The sequence below is a fragment of the Saccharospirillaceae bacterium genome (genome assembly GCA_022448365.1).
Taxonomy (GTDB): domain Bacteria; phylum Pseudomonadota; class Gammaproteobacteria; order Pseudomonadales; family Oceanobacteraceae; genus Bacterioplanoides.
The window spans coordinates 1,515,848-1,534,747 of record JAKVCS010000003.1 but is presented as its reverse complement, the minus strand read 5'-3'; the positions used below and the strand labels follow the sequence as shown (position 1 = coordinate 1,534,747).

The window sequence follows — 18,900 nt, the reverse complement described above, 5'->3', positions numbered from 1 at the left end:
TTGCGCAGGTCAGTCATAATGCGTAAAGACGGCGAAAAACTCTGATTTATCAGTCTTGCGACACGAGCTCAATGAACTCAAATAGCAGTGCAGTGTGGAGGGTAGACAAGTCACCGGGGAAACACCCCGGTGTGGTCAGAAAAGCAGCTCGGGGATGAGCTGCTGAACGTAATCACTACACAACAAACTGGTTGAGCAGACGGTCATGTTCGCGCACTTCGACAACCTGACGCTCCATCGAACTGGCAGCCGTTGCGGCACTTTCTTTTACCAGCTGTGACAGGCTGCTGATGTTCGACGTATTACGATTCATTTCTTCAGCAACCAGACTTTGTTCTTCGGCAGCACTGGCAATTTGCAGATTCATATCCGTGATCTTACGAATACTCTCGCGGACTTCGTTGTTGGTGTGATTCGCCACTTCTACCCGTTTAACGGTGTCATTGGTGGTGTTCTTACTTTGGTCCATAACACTGACAACGGCGGCAACACCACCCTGGAGTTTTTCAATCTTGTCACGAATTTCGGAGGTGGAATCCTGGGTCCGGGCTGCAAGGCTGCGAACCTCGTCGGCTACCACCGCAAAACCCCGTCCCGACTCACCGGCACGAGCAGCTTCAATCGCGGCATTCAGAGCCAGCAGATTGGTTTGCCCGGCTATTTCATTGATGACGCCAAGAATGGATTCAATACTGGCAGTGTCCTGTTCCAGTTCCTGCACCTTGCTGACCGCTTCCTCGATTTGTTGCGATAAACTGGTGATGGATTCGACGGTATGACTCGCCGCTTCAACCCCGCGGCCGACTGCATTATCTGCGGTTTGCACCGCTTCGGCAGCACTTTGAGCATTGGACGCGACTTCTGAGGCGGTCGATGCCATTTCTGTCATGGCGGTCGCCAGATGTTCGACTTCCTCGCTTTGCTGCGTCATTGCTGATGCGGACTCAGCAGCACCGGCGGCGACTTGCGCGGTGCTGTCGTTAATATTGTCGCCAATTTCTTTAACTCGCCGGATCATATCCTGCAGTTTCCCGGCAAAGGTATTAAAGTTCCTCGCCAGACTGGCAAATTCAACATCAGAGTCGGTCTTGAGGCGACGGGTTAAGTCTCCTTCGCCGGTCGCTGCATCGCGCATAGCATCGTTGAGCTCGCGCAGCGGATGCATTAATTTGTTAATAATGCCACCCAGAACAACGATGGCGATAGTAATGGCGATTAAGGAATAAATAATGGCGTCGTTACGCAGGCTGTGGCTGGATGCGTAAACAATCTCATCATTAAGAGCAACACCCAGATGCCAGCCCAGGCCATCGATGGCATTAAATTTTATCCAGGTTTTCTGGCCATTCAGTTCGATAGCTACGGTTTCTGCGCTGTTGGTATTCAGCTGTTTGCCGAACACTTCAGCCATGGGTTTACCATTGTATCTGGCTTCCGGGTGGGCGATAAAATTACCGTCTGCACTGACAATAAAAGCGTAACCGGCACCGAACAAGTTGGCGCGGTTACTGATCTCGGCCAGGCTCTTGAGGCTGACGTCAGTGAAAATAGCACCGTAGAATTGACCACTCTCATAGACTGGCATGGCCGTTGAAATCAGAATCTCTCCGGTTGCTGCATCAGCATAAGGAGCTGTGAATAACAGTTTTCTCTGTTTTTTGGCCTCCTGATACCACATGCGTCTACGCGGATCGTAATTCGATGGGTTCCAGTTCGGATCATTGCCGATAAAAGAGCCATCGGATTCCCGGCCCAAACCGGCTAATAAAAAGTGTTTTTTAATAATTGGTTGGCTGAATACCTCACGAAAATGTTTATCGCTGAAATTGCCACCTAATTGTGACACCGAATAATCGGTAAGATCCGCTTTGGTCTCCATCACTTCCTGAATATTCATGGACATCGCTGTGACGATTTCATCTACGCTATCACTGACCTGCCGATCAATCTGGTGTTTTACATTGAAATATTGATTGAGTGATAACGCGATTAAAGAAATTGCAAGAATCACACTGGATGCGATGACAATTTTATGGGCAAACTTCATGACTACCCCCATCAGGATTTTGGTCGTTACTTTTGATTGTTCAGTGCAGTATAGATATAGATTTCCTCTTTTCTCTGCATTAGAAGATTGAATGAGCTTTCAATGGCGTAAAATAGCTATTTTTAACAATTTTTTATCATTTTCAGCCACATCATGATCTCTGAAAGGGTTTCAATGTTAACTAAAGTACCAAAATTCACAGTCCCTTCCTCTGAATTAACCTCAGAAAATATAATGTTAATCGATGGCGGGAGCGATACCGACTGCAGCTTGATCGTGTATGAACAGGCGCGCGATTTCCTCTCAGCACCGCGTTGTTTTTTTATTATTGAGTGTCAATTACACGCCCCTGGCGCAATCGAACTCGATGCAGACAACCAATACGACGGCATCGAATACGATGAAATGGGGCGGATGATTGAGTTGGGCGTGTTCATTATGAACGATGGAGGAGAGCTGATGGTTGAACAGGAAGGTTCAACAGAAGACGGCAAGCATGTGTTGATTAGCCTGGCGAATCAGCGCGTCGAAATGTTGGTACGCTCGATTCAACCAGCAGGAAGTTACGTTGCCCGCAGTGCGCGTGAGGCACTGGTAATATTTCTCGATTCCCACGATGCCAATTCTGGTGCGTGAAGATCATCGCCATCGAATTACTCGTCTGCACCTTCATCGGTAATCACCTGGCGCTCCAGTTTGCTTACCGGTTTCAGGATATGCAGACCAAACGGTGTCTTTACGGATTGCGTGTAGGGTGTTTCTCCATCCCAGGCGCTTAATGCTGTTACGATGCCGGTCGGCAGAGTATCCAGATTGTGGTAACCCGCGAAACCTTCGTTATTCGCGGAGGGGCAGGCTGAATATTCTCTCGCCAGATCGGCGAAGTCAGCACCCAGTTCGAGTTCCTTAATGATATCGCCCGCCAGCAATGGGCTTTTCAGTAAAATATGATGCAGAGCAACAGTGGTGTTGGAAGTCATAAGCTTTTTAAGTAGACAAAACTGAACCAAGCTTAGCAGAAGATTCGTTTCACGCTTCCCGTACGAACTTATTACCAGCCACCGCAACATCCTGTTGTCGCTTCAAAAATAATACCATCCGGATTGCGCTATTTATCTGTTGAAGGCTGATGTGCCAGCAATTGGCCAGATAAGATCGACAGTAAACAGAAGGCGCTGAACCAGTAGAAGCCAACCAGCAATTCCGCCTCTAGTTCGGCAGTGGCTTTTGCAGTAAAAAAGGCCACCAGAATGGCAACAACAAAAACATCCGCCATCGACCATTTGCTGATTGCAGCAACGAAACGCCATCGCCCGGGGGATGGTTTTAACCAGGTGAACATAATCATCAGCGCTTTGCCGATCGGAATCACCACGCTGAAGGTGACAATTGCAATGGCGACTGCGGTGTAACCCAGGCTGTGCAGGGTTTCGACAGTTTCCCAAATGGAGCGGGTTTCGTGGAACATCTGGGTTTTTAAACCAAATAAACTAACCGAAGCGCTGAGAGTCATGATGGGTTCCATCACGCCGGGATAGAGTAAACCGTAACTGATGATGGCCAGTAGCAGACCAAAACGCTGAACCCAGGATTTCTGAGTCCAGCTGGCAATAAGCGTATTCATGTATGAATGGCGTTCTGAGGTTATTGATCGTCGGGCAGGGTAACGTTCAGTTCCAGAACGGAGGTCTGCCCCTGTTGTTCCAATTGCACGTTAACGTCTTGCTCTTCAATCGCAACGTATTTGCGTATTACCGCCAGAATCTCCTGCTGCAATTGCGGCAAATAATCCGGGCCATTGTTACGTAAACGGTCGTGGGCTACCAACACGCGCAAGCGTTCTTTCGCGACGCTGGCTGAGGTTTTTTGTTCCTTACGAAACATATCCATCAAACTCATAGCTGCTCTCCTTAGCCGCCGAAGACACGTTTCAGGAAGCCTTTTTTCTGCTTCTCAAGAAAACGATGGGGACGATCTTCACCGAGATATCGGGCAACGGCATCGTCATAGGCCTGGCCCGCATCGCTGTCTTCATCATGGGTGACCGGAACGCCCTGATTCGATGCTTTTAGCACGGCTTCTGATTCCGGAATGACACCGAGCAACGGAATTGCGAGAATTTCTTCCACATCCTCTACCGACAGCATTTCACCGCGCTCAACCCGTTCCGGGTTATAGCGAGTCAGAAGCAAATGTTCTTTAACACTCTTGCCTTGTTCTGCCATGCGTGACTTGCTTTGCAGGATACCGATGATACGGTCAGAGTCTCGTACCGACGAAACTTCCGGGTTAGTGACGATGATGGCTTCCTGAGCGAAGTAGAGCGCCATTTGCGCACCGTGTTCAATACCCGCCGGAGAATCACAGATGATGTAGTCGAAGTCTTCAGCCAGATCAGCCAACACTTTTTCCACGCCTTCGATGGTCAGCGCATCTTTATCACGGGTTTGCGAGGCTGGCAGAACAAACAGATTTTCCAGACGTTTGTCTTTAATCAGCGCTTGTTTGAGGCTGGCTTCACCCTGAACCACATTAACAAAGTCGTAAACCACACGGCGCTCACAACCCATAACCAGATCCAGGTTGCGCAAGCCCACATCGAAGTCGATCACGACGGTTTTGTTTCCCTTCATCGCCAGTGCAGCTGAGATGGCTGCACTGGAAGTGGTTTTCCCAACTCCGCCTTTACCGGAGGTAACAACGATAATTTTAGCCAAGGCGTGAACTTCCTTTATTAGTGTCGTGGACCGCGGCGCGATTCACTGAATTCAAATACTGCCAGCAGTATTTATGAAACACCCATGATGTTCAAGTGAGCACTGTCGTCGACAGCATTTTGAGTGAGTTGAATGACCACGGCTTGCTTGTGTTGCTCGTGCTGGTCTTCAAACAGCTTGTATTGCCCGGCGACGGCGACCAGCTCTGCCTCGAATTGCTGAGCGCTGATCACAGCCGCTTCATCGCCTTTGGCGCCAGCTAAGGCGCGACCACGCAAGGCGCCGTAGATATGAATGTCTCCGGTGGCAATCACTTCCGCCCCGGCGCTGACCATTCCCAGGATAAACAGATCGCCGTCGAAATAAAGCTGCTGTCCGGAACGTACGTTTGCGCTGTGTACCTTAACCGCACGTTGTGGTTTATCTTCAGCAATGCTTTGATTTTTTACAGTATTTTGCGGCGTTGCCGGGGCTTGTTTGGTTTGTCCTCGGCCCAGATCGGCTAACTGCAAAGCGCTGAGTTGTGGCAATAACACGCTGGGACAGTTTTTTACGGCCACGGCTAACAAACCGGAATTACGACAAATATCTTTCAGAGCGGCCAGATCGACCGCTTCCAGACCGCTGAGATCGAGTACACAGGGCAGGTTATTAAACAGGGCGGGCGCTTCCGCCTTTTTCTTCGCCAACTGTTTTTTGACTTCATCCAGATTGGCACCACTGAAGGTTAACGTCGTCAGTGGTACCAGCCCGGCTTTCAGCTTCACATCCGTGCTGTTGCTCATGAGGTCAGGCTTTCTGAGTCAGAGGGAATTGGTCGAAGCTGATGTCAGTCAGGCCTTCTTTTAACAAACGACGCAGGTTATGGTGATTATCCACATCCGGAGTGGCAACCACATCACGGTAGTGTTCACCGAAACAACGCAACGCCTGCTCCTGAGTCAGTTCCAGTAAGTGTGCCAACGAGAAAACCTTACAGCTGCCCTGATTCTGCTCAACAGAGTTTGCTACAGAACCGTTGTTGAACGCCGACGGGGTAAAATCGAACCAGGTCTCAATAAATGCCAGTGTGTCAGCAAATACGTGTTGGTCGCTGTTCAGCTGTTGCAGGAAGTTCTCTTTAGCGTGTTGGAAGTCACTCATCGATAATGCTCAATAGGTCAGATAATGACGGCTACCCGTCGGATAAAAAAGGTAGCCAAGGCTACCATTGCTAATCCGGGTTGTCAGTTCCGGTTGGCTAATAATTCCTGCACAGAGTTTGGCAGAAACTGTTGAGCACGGATTGCGATAGAGTGTTCATATTTTTGCCACAACACACCGAGATAAATAATGCCCAAACCAATGGCTGTCAGTGAAACCGGGAACAACCAGCTGTCGCGGAACACGGTTGATGCCAGATGACCCAGGTAAATACAGCTACCAATGGCACCCAATACGACAAATACGCGACGAACGATCAATACTCCGGTGAAAATCATCAGCAAATTAATACCGAAATACAGCAATCTTGATAACTCGCTGTCTGAATGTTGCAACGACAAACCACCCCAGAAAGCCAGTACGCCGAAGATATACATCCAGAACGCATAATCAGCACGGTGACGTGAACGGATATCAACCCAGAAAGCTAAGCCGATCATCAGCAGGCCGCTGTGCATCGATACCAGTTTGCGCAGTTCCCAGTCATAGTCACCACCGGTTAACATCGCAGTGATATCCATACTCATATACCAGAGCGTCACGGCTATTGGCATCATCAGGAACGGGTATTTATAGTGCCAGGCGATGGCACACCCCACCACCAGGGTGCCCAGCTCCATATACAGCCAGTGCCATTGCACGTATCTGTGATAGTCACGATATACACTGTCGTCTGGCCAGATACCGAGCCATTGTTGTATGCCGTAGATCGCCATTGGCGTTAAGCAAACGACAAAGGTGGCGCAGATAGCGGCCGGGATATGCAGGTTTCGGGCAGCAAACTTCTGGCTGAATAACAATCCTACCGCGGCATAAAGTAACGAGATACATACAATGCCCGCACCCCCAAAGGTCTCCCATCCCAGATTCATAAATAAGGTCATCGCACCAATGGCGACAAGGCCTCCGAGGTAATACAGCACATGGGTAAAACTGAAGCGTGCGTTGTTTGGGTCCTGTGTTTGCAGGAACCGATAAAGGTCATCCGCCTGTTGCATCGAAATGATATTCGCGCTGGCGGCATTGGTTAACTGTTGACGGGTGATCTTCATAACAGCCTCCTTGCTGGTTAGCTCATGATACTGCGGAAAGCACGCATCCTACGCAGACAATATAGGCTCGCTAATAACGCCAGCGCCAACTGACTGCCGCTTGCGCACACAATAGCCAACGAACCCAGCCCCAGGCTATAGCGACGAATACGCGGAACAAGGTTATATCGGTGCTGTGCTTTTACGCTGTTCAATCTCATGTGAATACCTCGTGTTTCTGATGTTCGCCATGGCGAAGTTTGTTGGGCTACAACGACTCAATTCGGAATTATTATAAACAGTGTTCAAAATAAAGCTAGAATTTTAAACGCCGTTCACTATACTGTCTGCATTCAATAACCCGCTTCTTATAAATCAAACGATATGGCACGCAGAAAAGACCACACCCACGAGCAGATTCAGGCATTGGCGATTGCAGCACTGCAGCAGCATCTGGCAGAACAGCCACTGGGTAATATGAGCCTGCGCAAACTGGCTCGGCGCATTGGTTATTCGCCAGGCACGCTGATTAATGTGTTTGGCAGCTACGATCAGCTGTTGCTCAGTGTCAATGCGGCGACATTAGATAGCCTGTCGGCGCGGCTGACGCTCAAGTCAGATTCTGAAAAGAATGATCATAAGCAGACTGGCAATAAACCGCATAAAAACGACCAGCAACCCTTAACCCGGCTACTCGCCTATGGTCAGAGTTACCTGCAGTTTGCCGAGCAGAATCGGTATCTGTGGCAGTTGTTGTTCGAGCACAGATTGCCAGAAGACGAAGAAGTGCCAGACTGGCAGCAACAAAGAATTGATGGCCTGTTCCGCACGGTTGAACAGGCATTGACTGAGGTTGCGCCACAGACCGATGTTGCTGCGGTGCAGCAAGCGGCACGCACCATCTGGGCATCGGTCCACGGCGTATGCAGTTTGTCGCTGGATGATAAATTATTCGCGGATAGCCTGACGGATGCCGGTGCTATGGTTGAATCGTTAATTCGTAACTACGTTATGGCCTGGTCGAACCAGGTGGATGTTTAACAAGGACACAGTAAAAAGGAACCCTTTATGAGTGAACACAGTCAGTTTTCGCTGTTATCGAAACGCCGTTTTTTACCGTATTTTCTAACCCAGGCATTGGGCGCGTTTAACGATAATCTGTATAAAAATGCCTTATTGCTGATGATTGCCTTTGGTGGCATTGCCAGCAATGAAGACAGTGCGCTATTGACGAACCTGGCCGCGGGTATTTTTATTCTGCCATTTTTTCTGTTTTCTCCGGTGGCCGGACAAATTGCCGACAAGATGGAAAAGTCGCAACTGATTCGTTGGACCAAGGCACTAGAGCTGGTAATTATGTCGCTGGCTGCGGTGTCAATTCTGGCCGGGAACGTCTGGGGTTTGATGGCGTTGCTGTTTTTAATGGGTTTGCAATCAGCCATTTTCGGCCCGGTGAAGTTTGCATTGTTGCCGCAACACCTGAAACAAGATGAATTGGTGGGTGGCAATGCGCTGGTGGAAATGGGTACCTTTATTGCCATCCTCGCCGGTACCATTAGCGCGGGTTTATTATTCGACTTCGAGAACAGTCCCCAGTGGATTGCTGCAGGTATTGTTGGTTTCGCCATTCTCGGATTAATCACCAGTCGCTTTATTCCAACGGCTACAGCTAATGATCCGGAATTAAACATTAATTGGAATCCGTTTACTGAGTTGGTGAATACCATTCGTCAGGCGCGTGAAAATCGTGCGGTGTATTTATCGATTGTGGCCATCAGCTGGTTCTGGTTTATAGGTGCCAGCTATTTAACTCAGTTTCCAAACTTCTCGAAAGAGTACCTTGGTGGCTCGACCCAGTTAGTGACTGTATTACTGACACTGTTTTCTCTGGGGGTTGCCGCCGGCTCGCTGCTGTGTGAAAGACTGTCGGGCCATAAAGTTGAGCTGGGTATCGTGCCTATTGGCTCAATCGGAATGAGCGTATTTGGTATCGATTTATGGTTTGCTATAGACCAGATTCATGTGGTCGAAGGTATGACGGCGATGGCCTTTATTGGTAATGCCGCGAACTGGCGATTGATGCTGGATATTGCTCTGGTCAGTGCTTTTGGTGGTTTATTTGTGGTTCCGCTGCAGGCACTGATTCAGCAACGCAGCGACGATAAAAATCGCGCTCAGATCATAGCTGCGAATAACGTATTAAATGCCTTATTTATGGTGGTCAGTGCCGGTGTGGGTATTTTACTGCTGGCGGTACTGGATATGTCGATTGGTGACTATTTTCTGGTATTGGCCATTATGAATCTTGTAGTGGCAGTGTATGTTTATTCTCAGGTTCCTGAATTTTTTCTACGCTTTTGCATCTGGATCCTCAGCCATACCATGTACCGTGTGAGTCACAAAGGGCTGGATAATATTCCCACTGATGGCCCGGCAGTATTGGTGTGCAATCACGTCAGCTATGTGGATGCACTGTTAATTGCCGGCACCTATCAGCGCCCGATTCGTTTTGTGATGGATAAAAATATTGCTCAAATGAAGGGCTTAACGACGTTCTTTAAATTGGCCAAGACCATTCCGATTTGTTCTCCCAGGGCGGATTCACAGATGTATGAAACTGCGTTTAACCGTATTAAAGAGGAATTAGATCGTGGCGAGTTAGTGTGTATCTTCCCCGAAGGCAAACTCACCAAAGACGGCGAAGTGGATGAGTTTAAAAAAGGCATCGAGCGGATTATTCAAGAAACACCGGTACCCGTGATTCCAATGGCGCTGGAAGGTTTATGGGGCAGCTTCTTCTCTCATAAAGATGGTCATGCGTTAACCACGAAACCACGTCGTTTCTGGTCAAAAGTGACGTTAACTGCAACAACGGCTGTTGAGCCGGAAAGCGTAAAAGCAGATGATTTACGTGAACGTGTCCTTCAATTATTGAATGAAACCAATCCAACGGAGCCAGACGCAGCGAAAGAGAGCTGATCAGTTTTATTCAATACAGCCCTGCGTTATCACGACACACTGCCAGCTACTCATAGTTACTACAGGTCGTTGGCAGTATGTCATTTTCTCTTATCTTTTCGATGTCCGCCTTTGCACTGGCGGCTTCCATCTCTCCCGGACCCGTCAATCTGGTGGGGTTAAGCTGCGGCGGTCGTTATCCTCTGCGCTTTGGATTGATCTTCGTGTCTGGTGCGACGATTGGCTTTCTCCTGTTGTTTGTTCTGGTCGGACTGGGGCTGAGTTCGTTATTTGAGCAATGGCCGTTGTTGTATCAGTGGTTGCGCTGGGCTGGTGTTGGTTTTTTGCTGTACCTCAGCTGGGTATTATTTTTCAGTGGTGATGTTATGCATACGGATGACTCTGCTGCTCCTGGTTTCTGGACCGGATTTCTCATGCAATGGCTTAACCCAAAAGCGTGGTTGGCCTCTGCTGCTGGCCTCAGTGCCTACGCAAAAACTCAGCAGGAGTTTTGGTTATTTACGCTGCTTTATGGCCCGATATGCTGGTTATCCCTGACCTGTTGGGTATTGGCTGGAGCTTACTTTCGTCGCTGGTTGCAACAGCCTGGACGGATTAAATATTTTAATCGTGTGTTATCACTGTTACTGCTTATCAGCGCATTGGCATCATTGACTTAACACCAGCAGGCTAGCTGTTTTTAAGATACTGTCCAGGTGTGGTGGCGGTTAATCGTTTAAAGGTGCGCTGGAAATGAGCCTGGTCTGAGAAAGCCAGTTGCTGAGCAACGTCGACAATATCCATTCCTTGTTTTAACAGCTTTTGACTGTGCTGAATACGGCGATTAATTAAATAGGCGTGAGGTGTCAGGCCGAAGTGTTGTTTGAAACTGCGGATTAAATGGCCTTCGCTGCAATTTGCCAGGTTCATTAATTGCGACAACTGAGGCGTCTCATTGAGATTTTGCTCCAATAGTGTCGCCACCTGAGTTAACGCTTGTGGCGGCAAAGAATCTGGCCGTTGCAACTCGGGCACATCCCTCAGCCAGCTCATCAGTGATAATAAAAAATCGATTAGCAGAGATTGCTTTTCCAGCAGATCGCTGTTGTCGTCAACGAAGGCCTCAGCAACGCGACAGTAATCCTGGTACCAATCATGGCTGCTATCCTGTGGCCGAATCATTGCCCGTGAAATCGGTTGCCACTGAGGTTGTTGCAGCAAACCAGCTTCGAAGCTTAATTGCGTCAGCCATTCCGTATCCACATACATCATCCAATAAGCCCAGGGCTGATTCTCAACCGGATTACAGCTGTGAACCCAGTCTGGGTTCATCATCACCAGATCTTGTTCGGCAATGGCATAACTATCCTGGCGATAGAGATAACGGGCAACACCGCTGGTGATCGCTCCGATTGACCATTGCTGGTGGCTGTGGGGGGCATAATTGACTTTACGACCGTCTTCCACGCGGCGCAACTCTACCTGCGGTATATCCGGATTACGCCAAAACAACGACTGACTCATGGTAGAAGGTTCTCCTCAGTGGAGGGGCGAGACGTCAGTCGTCATCCTGCATCGGGATGTCGTACTTACCAGAATCCAGACCAATCAGACGCTCTTTGATATTGGTGCTTTCTGCTTCCGACAACATCAGGGTATCGTCATACTGACAAAAAACATGCTTATCTTCGGCACCATTAAACTTAATTTTTCCAACGATTTTGCCCTCGTCATTAATACAATCAAGTTCTTGTTGGTTTGGGAAGAACAACATCTGAAACCTCAGTGATAGCGGATTTTTCTGTCAGTATAATCGGATCGGAGAGGGGATGCACCGGTCATAGCAGTTGAGAAATACGTCCTGCTAATTCTGTGTCTTTTGCTGTGATGCCGCCGGCATCATGAGTCACCAGATGAATGTTGACTGTGTTGTAAACGTTGGACCATTCCGGGTGATGATTCAGTGTTTCTGCGATGATGGCGACTTGGCTCATAAAACCAAACGCATGAATAAAATCTTGAAATTTGAGTTGGCAACAAAGCTTGCCATCCACCAACTCCCAGTTTGGTGCGGCGAGTTGGTTGAGGTCAGAAATGGCGCTATTTATCTGTTCAGAACTGAGAATCTGGCTCATAGTTTTAGTCTCTTGGTTAGTTCAGCAAATCAGGTTTCAATCGGTCTGACTGTTCCTACAACCGATGTCAGAATACCATACCTGATGCACACTCAAAGCGCTTGTCAGTGACAGCAGTGCAGGTTCACGGTATGGCGTATTCTATACACTGCTCAACACCGTTTGGTTGTGACGATCAGGCGGCATTAATTATGGAGAAACTGGCTTATGTCTGATATTCAGTTTTCAAGGGAAGAAAAAGAAATCCTGGGTAAGAAACTGCAAATGTACTTCAATGAAGAAATGGATCAGGAATTGGGTCAATTCCAGGCTCAGTTTTTACTGGATTTTATCAGTGAAGAACTGGGCGCTTACTATTATAACCGCGGTCTGGCAGATGCTCAGTTTGCCATGCAAGAACGTATGGAAACCATTACCGACGTGATATACGAACTTGAAAAACCTACGGAGTTTGTGCGTTAACCGAGGGTTCATTGGTGTGCCAATACTTTTCAGGGATATTGTCTGACGCCTCGGGAAAGAAGGGATTGTCGATGCTTATCACGGTGCGTTGCTGGCGGTCCGACTTGGCTAACGATGCTTTGATGTAAGGATGGTTATAGAAAAACTCCAGATAACTATCGTCTTCGTAAGCTCGTTGAAAACCTTGCTCAATCGCGGCTTTCAGTGCTTTGTTGTTCGGGTGTACAAAGAAGAAAACCGCTGACTTGTACTTTAACATCAGATGATTTTCAATTGTGATGTTCTTCAACGACTGCCGTTTACCGGATAGTTCCGGGTAAACTTCCAGCAAACCACGGGAAAAATAGTACCGACTGCCCTCGTTCAAAGCGACAAAAATTTCATCATAAATACGCTCATTCAGACTTAACCCAGCGGCACGGAAAATCTCGACTTCGGGCCAGCCGAAGCCAAGCGCAGCGGTGTGTTGTTTCAGCTGGTCAAGCGTTGATACAGCATCATAATCGGATTGCAGCTGTTTATTAATCAGTAGCAAGCGGTTACCGATGTAGCCACGGGTTATTGGTACTCTGATTGGCGATAACTGGCTCTCAAGTTCGTTGGTCGTGCCAGCGTAAATCACATCAATTTCGTTGTTCAGTAACAGGTTCACTTTACGACGCTGGGTAGAGATCGGGTGATCAGTATGGATCAGCTGGTAATCGACTCCAGACTTATCCAGTACCCATACCAGTGCATCCATATAGAAGTTGTTCTCGCGAGAGTCACTGACCCGAACTTCCAGTGCCTGACTGGATAAGGAAAGTAGCAGCATCAGTAACCCTGAAGACCATGACGTACAAAGTGGATTGTGTCGTTCAGGCATGGCGAGCCCTCAGAGATGAAAATACCTTCAGTCTAGAACAGGAACGAGGTTTGAGCAGATCTGGTTGAATCAAACTACCTGTCGTGCATGCCTGAAAGGTACCCATCGGTTTCTGTAAGGCTGAAACCTTCTGTAACGAAACCTTGTTCGGGCGAGATTGCTTCGGGGCGTGATGCCATTTTATATATGTTTATGGTTATTTGGTTATTTCGTTTTTATGGCAAGAGCCGAGCCACCTGCTGTCTGCATAGAGATGGTGTCATATGTCAGGCAGCTCACTCGCGACTATAAAGAAGAGACGTCTCACTGTTTAACCGTGTTGTCTGTTTGATCGCTACGTCAGTTGTTTCAACAGCGCAGCAAGAGCAAGCATTTTCGGAAATCGTATTTGCAAAACGATAATGCAACTGCATTTTGCAAAAAATAAGTCGAGTTAAATAACAGAAAGCTCGATAAATCGGCTGTGCGGGTGTTGGTACAGGGTTTGCTGATCAGTCATGTATCAGTTTTTTCTAAGACAAGAAAGAAACCGATGTATCGAAGAGAACAGTGATGGCTTCAGGAAAGCTGATCTCGTTCTGCGGCGAATCACAACGCGACCAAACGTGTAATTTTGCATGGTCATTCAAACAAAAAAGGTGGACAAGATTATGACGTTATCCCTTCTGAATAATCGAATGGTGCCTGTAGGAAAATTGATTATGAGCTGTAGCTTATTGGCGCTTTACAGCAACGTGACGCTTTCAGATATTGGAGACGGCCCTCGCGCTTATTTACCACCACCAGTTAACACGAATGTGTTCACTGTTTTTGGAATGCATACAGAGGGTAATTCAGTGCTGAACTCGGGGATTGTTAACCCCGATCTGGATGTGGACGTGGATTTATTGATCGCTCAGTATTCGCGAACCATGGATATCAACGACCGTTATGTGTCGTTCACGTTGGTTCAGCCGACCGGTGAGCTGACATCCACCATCACGTTACCAAACGCACCCAACTTTAAGAAAAAGACCAAGTCTGAGGGTTTGGGCGATACGCAGATTTTACTTTCAACAGGTTTATACAATCTACCACCGCTGACGAAAGCAACCTACGCCAAATACAAACCGACATTTGCCGTAGGTGGACTCGCAAGAGTGACCCTGCCAACGGGTGAATACGATGAAAAAAAATCCGCCAATTTAGGGGCAAACCGGTATTCACTGCAATTGGGATCACCGATTACATTTGGCTTTGGTGAAAGTTTCTTAGACCCGCAATTAACCACCATTGATCTGCTGCCAAGCGTCACCTTTTTTGGTGACAATGATGATCCTTTTGGCGCGGATAAAGTCAGTCAGGAACCTCTTTATAAATTAGAGACGCACATTACGCATAACTTCAATCCTGGAATATGGGCATCTGTTGACGGCATATATTCGTATGGTGGAGAAACGAAGACGGATGGAACGTATGGAGATGATGAGCAGCAATCGTTGAATATGGGGGCAACCATAGGCATTCAATTTTCCCGGTCGCTGGGACTGAAATTAAGTTATGGAAAAACAGTAGAAAGAAATGACGATGGTTTAGATGGCGAGTTTTCTCGTTTGACGCTGGTGTACACACAACTTTGAGTGCCGATATCAGTTAATACATATAACGACCAACATTCAACGTAACGGGGTTTGGGTGAAATTACCGAGACCCATACCACGACGAAGAAGGAAAGAAATATGAAGCATGATATGAGATTTTCTACCGTAAGTACCTGCATCCTGATCATTACCGGCCTGCTCGGCTTAGCGTCTGTTACGCATGCCGCTGAACCTGAAATGACAGATAACATTGATAAATTTTTCTCAAAGAATGGCGTTACTGTAACGAAGGCGCTCTACCCACGGGCGGAAACCGCTCGTCAGATACTCGAAACACAAGCTGAAGTTGGTGTTAACAAGTTTTCCCATATTACGGTATTAGCACCCACCGATGACCAGCCGGTGGTACGAATGAACCGCGATGCCTATTATTCAAAGGCCGTTGTTAATGTATCCAAAGGTGCAACAATCACAATGCCCAGTGTACCTGAAGGCACCTATATGACGATGCAGCCTGTAACAGAAGATCACCGTCCCCAACCCATGTCGTACGGCCCCGGTACATACGAGTTAGCGACTCATACTGGTGATCACCTGATTGTTCTCATTCGTCTGGATGCCAACTTTTCATCCGAGCAGGCTCAGCAGTATCAGAAACAAATTACGATCAACGCTGGTAGTGACAAACCTTTTTACACTCAGCCGATGGAGAAAACGTCGTTTTATCGGGTCGAAAATCAGTTAAAAGCCGATGTGATGAAGCTAATCAAAAAAGAAGGACCTCTTAAATTATCAACCACGCTGTTCTCTTCACCGACTGATGAATCAAGAGGATATTACGATCCCATGAAGAACCAGGTCGCAGCAGCGATAGGTTGGGGCGGTGCCCTGGCAAAGGATAATATTTATGAAACATCACCTAACTTCCCAACCAAAGGGTGTTACCAACTGAACTTTGAAGACCCAAAGAACAAACATTTCTGGTCGATCACCGTGTATAACAAAGCTGGCTTTATGTTTAATGACATTGCCAATGCCAACTCTTATCAGGCGAAGCCTAATAAAGATGGCACTTACACCATTAGTATGGGCTGTGGTCCGGAATATCCTAATTTCATTCCAATTGAAAACGGTACTGGAGTATTCAGCTTTACGGCACGACACTATGGCCCTTCAGACCGTGTCTTAAAAGATGGCTATCGCTTGGTCCCTCTGCTGAAGAAAGTTAAGTAGATCAGCAGATTAACAGACCATAACAACCAAGTAGTTGAGAGGGGGAATCTCCCCCTTTTTGATTCCCAGACAAATACGTACTACTTGGAATCCAGACAGTTGCATGAGGGTCGAATGATGAAATTAATTTATGCATTTATCTTAAGTATCGGAACAATAATATCACTACCAATAGCCGCTGAAACCGAAGATCAGGCTATATCCAGAAAGCTGGCCAATCCCATCTCAAACCTTATCCAGTTACCGGTGGATTTTACCTATGACAGTAATCTGGGAAGCGATGATGAAGGCGAACGAACGGTCATGACCATCAAACCAGTCATTCCGTTTTCGATCAGTGAGAACTGGAATGTTATTTCTCGAACAGTATTGCCGATAGTGTCTCTGACAGACGTGGTTCCTGGTAGCAGTTCTGAGACGGGTTTAGGCGACACCGTACAAAGCTTCTTTATTTCTCCGAAAACCGTCGGTGACTCCGGTTGGATATGGGGTGCCGGTCCGGTCTTTATTGTGCCTACGTCAAATAATGACTTTACTGGTTTAGGTGAACCGGGCGCCGGACTGACTGCCGTTGCTCTGAGACAGAAGGGTAAATCCTGGACTTATGGCGCGCTTGTTAATTCCATTCGCGATGTCAACAGTGACACGCCAATTAAAACAACGTTAACCCAACCGTTTATTAGTTACCGGACGCCGAGTTCTATCTCTCTCAGCATGAATTCCGAAGCAACGTACGACGATATCAATGAGGAATGGTCCATACCGATTAAATTCTCAGCCAGCAAATTATTTCGCTTCGGGAAATTGCCGGTCAGCCTCGGTGGCGGGTTACGGTATTGGGCCGAAGGTCCATCCTCGGGACCCGAAGGTTGGGGTCTGATAGCGACGATAAATATTATATTACCCAAATAGCAACACCGCGAACGCATCAACCACTGTCTGGAGATGACACTCTGTGACAGGGCGTTTCCTGACCGGAAAAGTACCCTGCCGGTCAGGTTGTATTCTACAAGGTGAAAGAGTCTTTATGAGGCCGTATTATGAATAAATCGTTCATTTTTATTGTACTGGTATTGTATTTTTCCAGTTCCTATTCAATGGAAACTGACGGGAAGTATGTAACCATCGATGAATCACTGACAATCTACTATCAGCAACAAGGTTCAGGCCCGCAAGCAATCATCTTTATTCCTGGCTGGAGTATGTCGAGTCAGGTATTCAAGTATCAGCTCAGCTATTTTGAAGATTCGAAGAAATTTAAAGTATTCGCCTACGACCCGAGGGGGCAGGGTCGCTCATCGAAGCCGAACAGCGGCTATAGCTACCATCAGCGAGGGAAAGATCTGGCCCAGTTTATTGATAAATTGAATCTCAACAATGTGGTACTGGTAGGGTGGTCTTTTGGTACTTTGGATATGCTTTCGTACATTTCTCAATACGACACAGACAATGTCAAAGCGGTTGTTGTACTGGATGGAACACCCACAACGATGCTCGATACCGTGAAAAATTCGTGGGCATGGATTGATAGCGTCGATAGCCAATCGGTAAGACGAACCACAACATTAGCCGTACTCAGTAAACCACGCGCGTTTTATCGGCAATTTGCCTCATGGATGTTAGAAAATCAGTCAACCGAGAAACTGAATGAGATTGTCGATATTGCAATGCAAACTCCCCCTTTCGTTGCCGCACTGACCAACGAAACAGCGTCTTATGCAAACTATGAAGAAACGTTAATAAACCTGGAAGGAAAGTTACCGCTCTATTACATCGTCAGGGATGAGTGGGCGAACATCGTCAGGCAATGGCGCGACAAAAATACACCGTCGGCAAAGCTGTCTTCAAAAGGGCGGCATCTCATGTTTTGGGAGTACCCCAGCGAATTCAACCAAATGCTGGAAGCATTTCTCACTGAGCTTTGAATCGGCTTACCTAACCGGGGCGCTAACCCCGGTAACAATTGCCTCCAGACTCAATGTTGGCAGCTCTATAGCTCGATTTTAAGAATCTCGACCAGGCCGGTACTTCGCTCACCGATTGTCCAGGTGCCCCGTGCGAGCCGGTGTTCATTAGCAAAATTCAATTCGTACAACACCGAATGATTTACTGAGCCAGAACCATCATAGGTTTTGTAGAACTTGATGGTCTGGCCATCAACCACACCATTGATATTGGCAAAAAGCGCAATGACTTGCTTATCCCCGAAGGTATTGCGTTCCATCATCTTTCCGACAACTTTGCTGCCGTCACTTTTAAGAACCAGGGAGAACTCGACACGAGCGGGTTTCTCTCTCAGCGTGTATTCATAGTAACCAACCCACAGACCGTCTATATCATCTGCGTGACAGACTCCGCTGATAAACGCCAGCGCCAGCACTAATAATCTCATACATCCACCATTGAGCCGAAGGGCTACGGTTTAAACACCATCCATTTATCCGGATGTTCATCATCAGATGAAGCCAATACAGAATAGCCAAGATCCGGCAACCAGTTTCTACAGTCCAAGCGTATTTGCCAGCCCGGTGTAATCGAGGCTCCAGCTAATACTGAGCGTATCTGACCAATTAATACAGGCGTTGTCTACCACCATCCGTGACCCATCGGCAACGCATATACCTCGATATCTGAAATGATCACTAAAATATCAGTTATCCGGGTAAGAA

At 47.5% G+C, this 18,900-nt stretch carries 23 protein-coding genes; 9 read left to right on the top strand and 14 right to left on the bottom strand.

Annotated elements, in window-relative coordinates:
- Positions 1-175: 175 nt before the first annotated feature.
- Positions 176-2,047 (bottom strand): methyl-accepting chemotaxis protein, encoded by a 1,872-nt coding sequence (locus tag MK185_10655; protein MCH2041082.1) that lies wholly within the window; start codon positions 2,045-2,047, stop codon positions 176-178.
- A 234-nt stretch (positions 2,048-2,281) separates the two neighbouring features.
- Here MK185_10655 and MK185_10650 point away from each other — a divergent pair, with 234 nt between their 5' ends.
- Entirely contained in the window at positions 2,282-2,683 is a 402-nt protein-coding gene (locus MK185_10650) for a hypothetical protein (GenBank protein MCH2041081.1), read from the top strand.
- Positions 2,684-2,700: 17 nt separating this feature from the next.
- Here the strand turns inward: MK185_10650 and MK185_10645 are convergent, their stop codons facing one another.
- The 8 genes from MK185_10645 to MK185_10610 all read right to left on the bottom strand — a co-directional run bounded on the left by MK185_10645 (position 2,701) and on the right by MK185_10610 (position 7,219).
- Positions 2,701-3,027, bottom strand: a complete 327-nt coding sequence (locus MK185_10645; GenBank protein ID MCH2041080.1) for a peptidylprolyl isomerase — start codon at positions 3,025-3,027, stop codon at positions 2,701-2,703.
- A gap of 128 nt (positions 3,028-3,155) precedes the next feature.
- Positions 3,156-3,671, bottom strand: coding sequence for a paraquat-inducible protein A (locus MK185_10640; protein ID MCH2041079.1), 516 nt, complete (start codon positions 3,669-3,671; stop codon positions 3,156-3,158).
- Positions 3,672-3,691: 20 nt separating this feature from the next.
- Positions 3,692-3,946, bottom strand: a complete 255-nt coding sequence (minE, locus tag MK185_10635) for a cell division topological specificity factor MinE (protein ID MCH2041078.1) — start codon at positions 3,944-3,946, stop codon at positions 3,692-3,694.
- A gap of 11 nt (positions 3,947-3,957) precedes the next feature.
- Complete coding sequence (gene minD / locus MK185_10630) at positions 3,958-4,764, bottom strand: septum site-determining protein MinD (protein MCH2041077.1); 807 nt, start codon at positions 4,762-4,764, stop codon at positions 3,958-3,960.
- A 71-nt stretch (positions 4,765-4,835) separates the two neighbouring features.
- Positions 4,836-5,549 (bottom strand): septum site-determining protein MinC, encoded by a 714-nt coding sequence (gene minC / locus MK185_10625; protein MCH2041076.1) that lies wholly within the window; start codon positions 5,547-5,549, stop codon positions 4,836-4,838.
- Positions 5,550-5,553: 4 nt separating this feature from the next.
- Entirely contained in the window at positions 5,554-5,907 is a 354-nt protein-coding gene (locus MK185_10620) for a HopJ type III effector protein (GenBank protein ID MCH2041075.1), read from the bottom strand.
- A gap of 83 nt (positions 5,908-5,990) precedes the next feature.
- Positions 5,991-7,019 (bottom strand): DUF2157 domain-containing protein, encoded by a 1,029-nt coding sequence (locus MK185_10615; GenBank protein MCH2041074.1) that lies wholly within the window; start codon positions 7,017-7,019, stop codon positions 5,991-5,993.
- Positions 7,020-7,036: 17 nt separating this feature from the next.
- Complete coding sequence (locus tag MK185_10610) at positions 7,037-7,219, bottom strand: hypothetical protein (GenBank protein MCH2041073.1); 183 nt, start codon at positions 7,217-7,219, stop codon at positions 7,037-7,039.
- A gap of 163 nt (positions 7,220-7,382) precedes the next feature.
- Here MK185_10610 and MK185_10605 point away from each other — a divergent pair, with 163 nt between their 5' ends.
- The 3 genes from MK185_10605 to MK185_10595 all read left to right on the top strand — a co-directional run bounded on the left by MK185_10605 (position 7,383) and on the right by MK185_10595 (position 10,636).
- Positions 7,383-8,039 (top strand): TetR/AcrR family transcriptional regulator, encoded by a 657-nt coding sequence (locus MK185_10605; GenBank protein MCH2041072.1) that lies wholly within the window; start codon positions 7,383-7,385, stop codon positions 8,037-8,039.
- Positions 8,040-8,066: 27 nt separating this feature from the next.
- Positions 8,067-9,977 carry an MFS transporter gene (locus MK185_10600; protein ID MCH2041071.1) on the top strand — a complete coding sequence of 637 codons (1,911 nt, stop codon included), beginning with the start codon at positions 8,067-8,069 and terminating at the stop codon, positions 9,975-9,977.
- Positions 9,978-10,054: 77 nt separating this feature from the next.
- Positions 10,055-10,636, top strand: coding sequence for a LysE family translocator (locus MK185_10595; GenBank protein MCH2041070.1), 582 nt, complete (start codon positions 10,055-10,057; stop codon positions 10,634-10,636).
- Positions 10,637-10,646: 10 nt separating this feature from the next.
- Here the strand turns inward: MK185_10595 and MK185_10590 are convergent, their stop codons facing one another.
- The 3 genes from MK185_10590 to MK185_10580 form a co-directional block, all read right to left on the bottom strand.
- A complete protein-coding gene (locus MK185_10590; GenBank protein ID MCH2041069.1) occupies positions 10,647-11,480 on the bottom strand; it encodes an AraC family transcriptional regulator in 834 nt (277 codons plus the stop codon).
- Between the two features lie 34 nt (positions 11,481-11,514).
- Positions 11,515-11,730, bottom strand: a complete 216-nt coding sequence (locus MK185_10585) for a hypothetical protein (protein MCH2041068.1) — start codon at positions 11,728-11,730, stop codon at positions 11,515-11,517.
- Between the two features lie 64 nt (positions 11,731-11,794).
- Entirely contained in the window at positions 11,795-12,091 is a 297-nt protein-coding gene (locus MK185_10580; GenBank protein MCH2041067.1) for a 4a-hydroxytetrahydrobiopterin dehydratase, read from the bottom strand.
- 207 nt (positions 12,092-12,298) lie between these two features.
- Here MK185_10580 and MK185_10575 point away from each other — a divergent pair, with 207 nt between their 5' ends.
- Positions 12,299-12,553 (top strand): DUF2164 domain-containing protein, encoded by a 255-nt coding sequence (locus MK185_10575; GenBank protein MCH2041066.1) that lies wholly within the window; start codon positions 12,299-12,301, stop codon positions 12,551-12,553.
- Here the strand turns inward: MK185_10575 and MK185_10570 are convergent.
- Complete coding sequence (locus tag MK185_10570) at positions 12,534-13,367, bottom strand: hypothetical protein (protein ID MCH2041065.1); 834 nt, start codon at positions 13,365-13,367, stop codon at positions 12,534-12,536. The genes MK185_10575 and MK185_10570 overlap by 20 nt on opposite strands.
- A gap of 701 nt (positions 13,368-14,068) precedes the next feature.
- Between MK185_10570 and MK185_10565 the strand changes: the two genes are divergently transcribed.
- From MK185_10565 to MK185_10550, 4 genes are all read left to right on the top strand, one after another.
- Positions 14,069-15,037, top strand: coding sequence for a transporter (locus tag MK185_10565; GenBank protein ID MCH2041064.1), 969 nt, complete (start codon positions 14,069-14,071; stop codon positions 15,035-15,037).
- Positions 15,038-15,088: 51 nt separating this feature from the next.
- Positions 15,089-16,231 (top strand): DUF1214 domain-containing protein, encoded by a 1,143-nt coding sequence (locus MK185_10560; protein MCH2041063.1) that lies wholly within the window; start codon positions 15,089-15,091, stop codon positions 16,229-16,231.
- A gap of 114 nt (positions 16,232-16,345) precedes the next feature.
- Positions 16,346-17,143 (top strand): transporter, encoded by a 798-nt coding sequence (locus MK185_10555; GenBank protein MCH2041062.1) that lies wholly within the window; start codon positions 16,346-16,348, stop codon positions 17,141-17,143.
- Between the two features lie 128 nt (positions 17,144-17,271).
- On the top strand, positions 17,272-18,156 hold the full coding sequence (locus MK185_10550) for an alpha/beta hydrolase (protein ID MCH2041061.1): 885 nt from the start codon (positions 17,272-17,274) through the stop codon (positions 18,154-18,156).
- Positions 18,157-18,221: 65 nt separating this feature from the next.
- Here MK185_10550 and MK185_10545 read toward each other — a convergent pair whose 3' ends face one another.
- Complete coding sequence (locus MK185_10545) at positions 18,222-18,623, bottom strand: hypothetical protein (GenBank protein MCH2041060.1); 402 nt, start codon at positions 18,621-18,623, stop codon at positions 18,222-18,224.
- Positions 18,624-18,900: the final 277 nt, after the last annotated feature.

Excerpts from the sequence above, each read along its gene's own strand:
- MK185_10655 (MCH2041082.1), bottom strand. The coding sequence starts at position 2,047 with ATGAAGTTTGCCCATAAAATTGTCATCGCATCCAGTGTGATTCTTGCA.
- MK185_10650 (MCH2041081.1), top strand. The coding sequence starts at position 2,282 with ATGTTAATCGATGGCGGGAGCGATACCGACTGCAGCTTGATCGTGTAT.
- MK185_10645 (MCH2041080.1), bottom strand. The coding sequence starts at position 3,027 with ATGACTTCCAACACCACTGTTGCTCTGCATCATATTTTACTGAAAAGC.
- MK185_10640 (MCH2041079.1), bottom strand. The coding sequence starts at position 3,671 with ATGAATACGCTTATTGCCAGCTGGACTCAGAAATCCTGGGTTCAGCGT.
- minE (MCH2041078.1), bottom strand. The coding sequence starts at position 3,946 with ATGAGTTTGATGGATATGTTTCGTAAGGAACAAAAAACCTCAGCCAGC.
- minC (MCH2041076.1), bottom strand. The coding sequence starts at position 5,549 with ATGAGCAACAGCACGGATGTGAAGCTGAAAGCCGGGCTGGTACCACTG.
- MK185_10620 (MCH2041075.1), bottom strand. The coding sequence starts at position 5,907 with ATGAGTGACTTCCAACACGCTAAAGAGAACTTCCTGCAACAGCTGAAC.
- MK185_10615 (MCH2041074.1), bottom strand. The coding sequence starts at position 7,019 with ATGAAGATCACCCGTCAACAGTTAACCAATGCCGCCAGCGCGAATATC.
- MK185_10610 (MCH2041073.1), bottom strand. The coding sequence starts at position 7,219 with ATGAGATTGAACAGCGTAAAAGCACAGCACCGATATAACCTTGTTCCG.
- MK185_10605 (MCH2041072.1), top strand. The coding sequence starts at position 7,383 with ATGGCACGCAGAAAAGACCACACCCACGAGCAGATTCAGGCATTGGCG.
- MK185_10600 (MCH2041071.1), top strand. The coding sequence starts at position 8,067 with ATGAGTGAACACAGTCAGTTTTCGCTGTTATCGAAACGCCGTTTTTTA.
- MK185_10595 (MCH2041070.1), top strand. The coding sequence starts at position 10,055 with ATGTCATTTTCTCTTATCTTTTCGATGTCCGCCTTTGCACTGGCGGCT.
- MK185_10590 (MCH2041069.1), bottom strand. The coding sequence starts at position 11,480 with ATGAGTCAGTCGTTGTTTTGGCGTAATCCGGATATACCGCAGGTAGAG.
- MK185_10585 (MCH2041068.1), bottom strand. The coding sequence starts at position 11,730 with ATGTTGTTCTTCCCAAACCAACAAGAACTTGATTGTATTAATGACGAG.
- MK185_10580 (MCH2041067.1), bottom strand. The coding sequence starts at position 12,091 with ATGAGCCAGATTCTCAGTTCTGAACAGATAAATAGCGCCATTTCTGAC.
- MK185_10575 (MCH2041066.1), top strand. The coding sequence starts at position 12,299 with ATGTCTGATATTCAGTTTTCAAGGGAAGAAAAAGAAATCCTGGGTAAG.
- MK185_10570 (MCH2041065.1), bottom strand. The coding sequence starts at position 13,367 with ATGCTGCTACTTTCCTTATCCAGTCAGGCACTGGAAGTTCGGGTCAGT.
- MK185_10565 (MCH2041064.1), top strand. The coding sequence starts at position 14,069 with ATGACGTTATCCCTTCTGAATAATCGAATGGTGCCTGTAGGAAAATTG.
- MK185_10555 (MCH2041062.1), top strand. The coding sequence starts at position 16,346 with ATGATGAAATTAATTTATGCATTTATCTTAAGTATCGGAACAATAATA.
- MK185_10550 (MCH2041061.1), top strand. The coding sequence starts at position 17,272 with ATGAATAAATCGTTCATTTTTATTGTACTGGTATTGTATTTTTCCAGT.
- MK185_10545 (MCH2041060.1), bottom strand. The coding sequence starts at position 18,623 with ATGAGATTATTAGTGCTGGCGCTGGCGTTTATCAGCGGAGTCTGTCAC.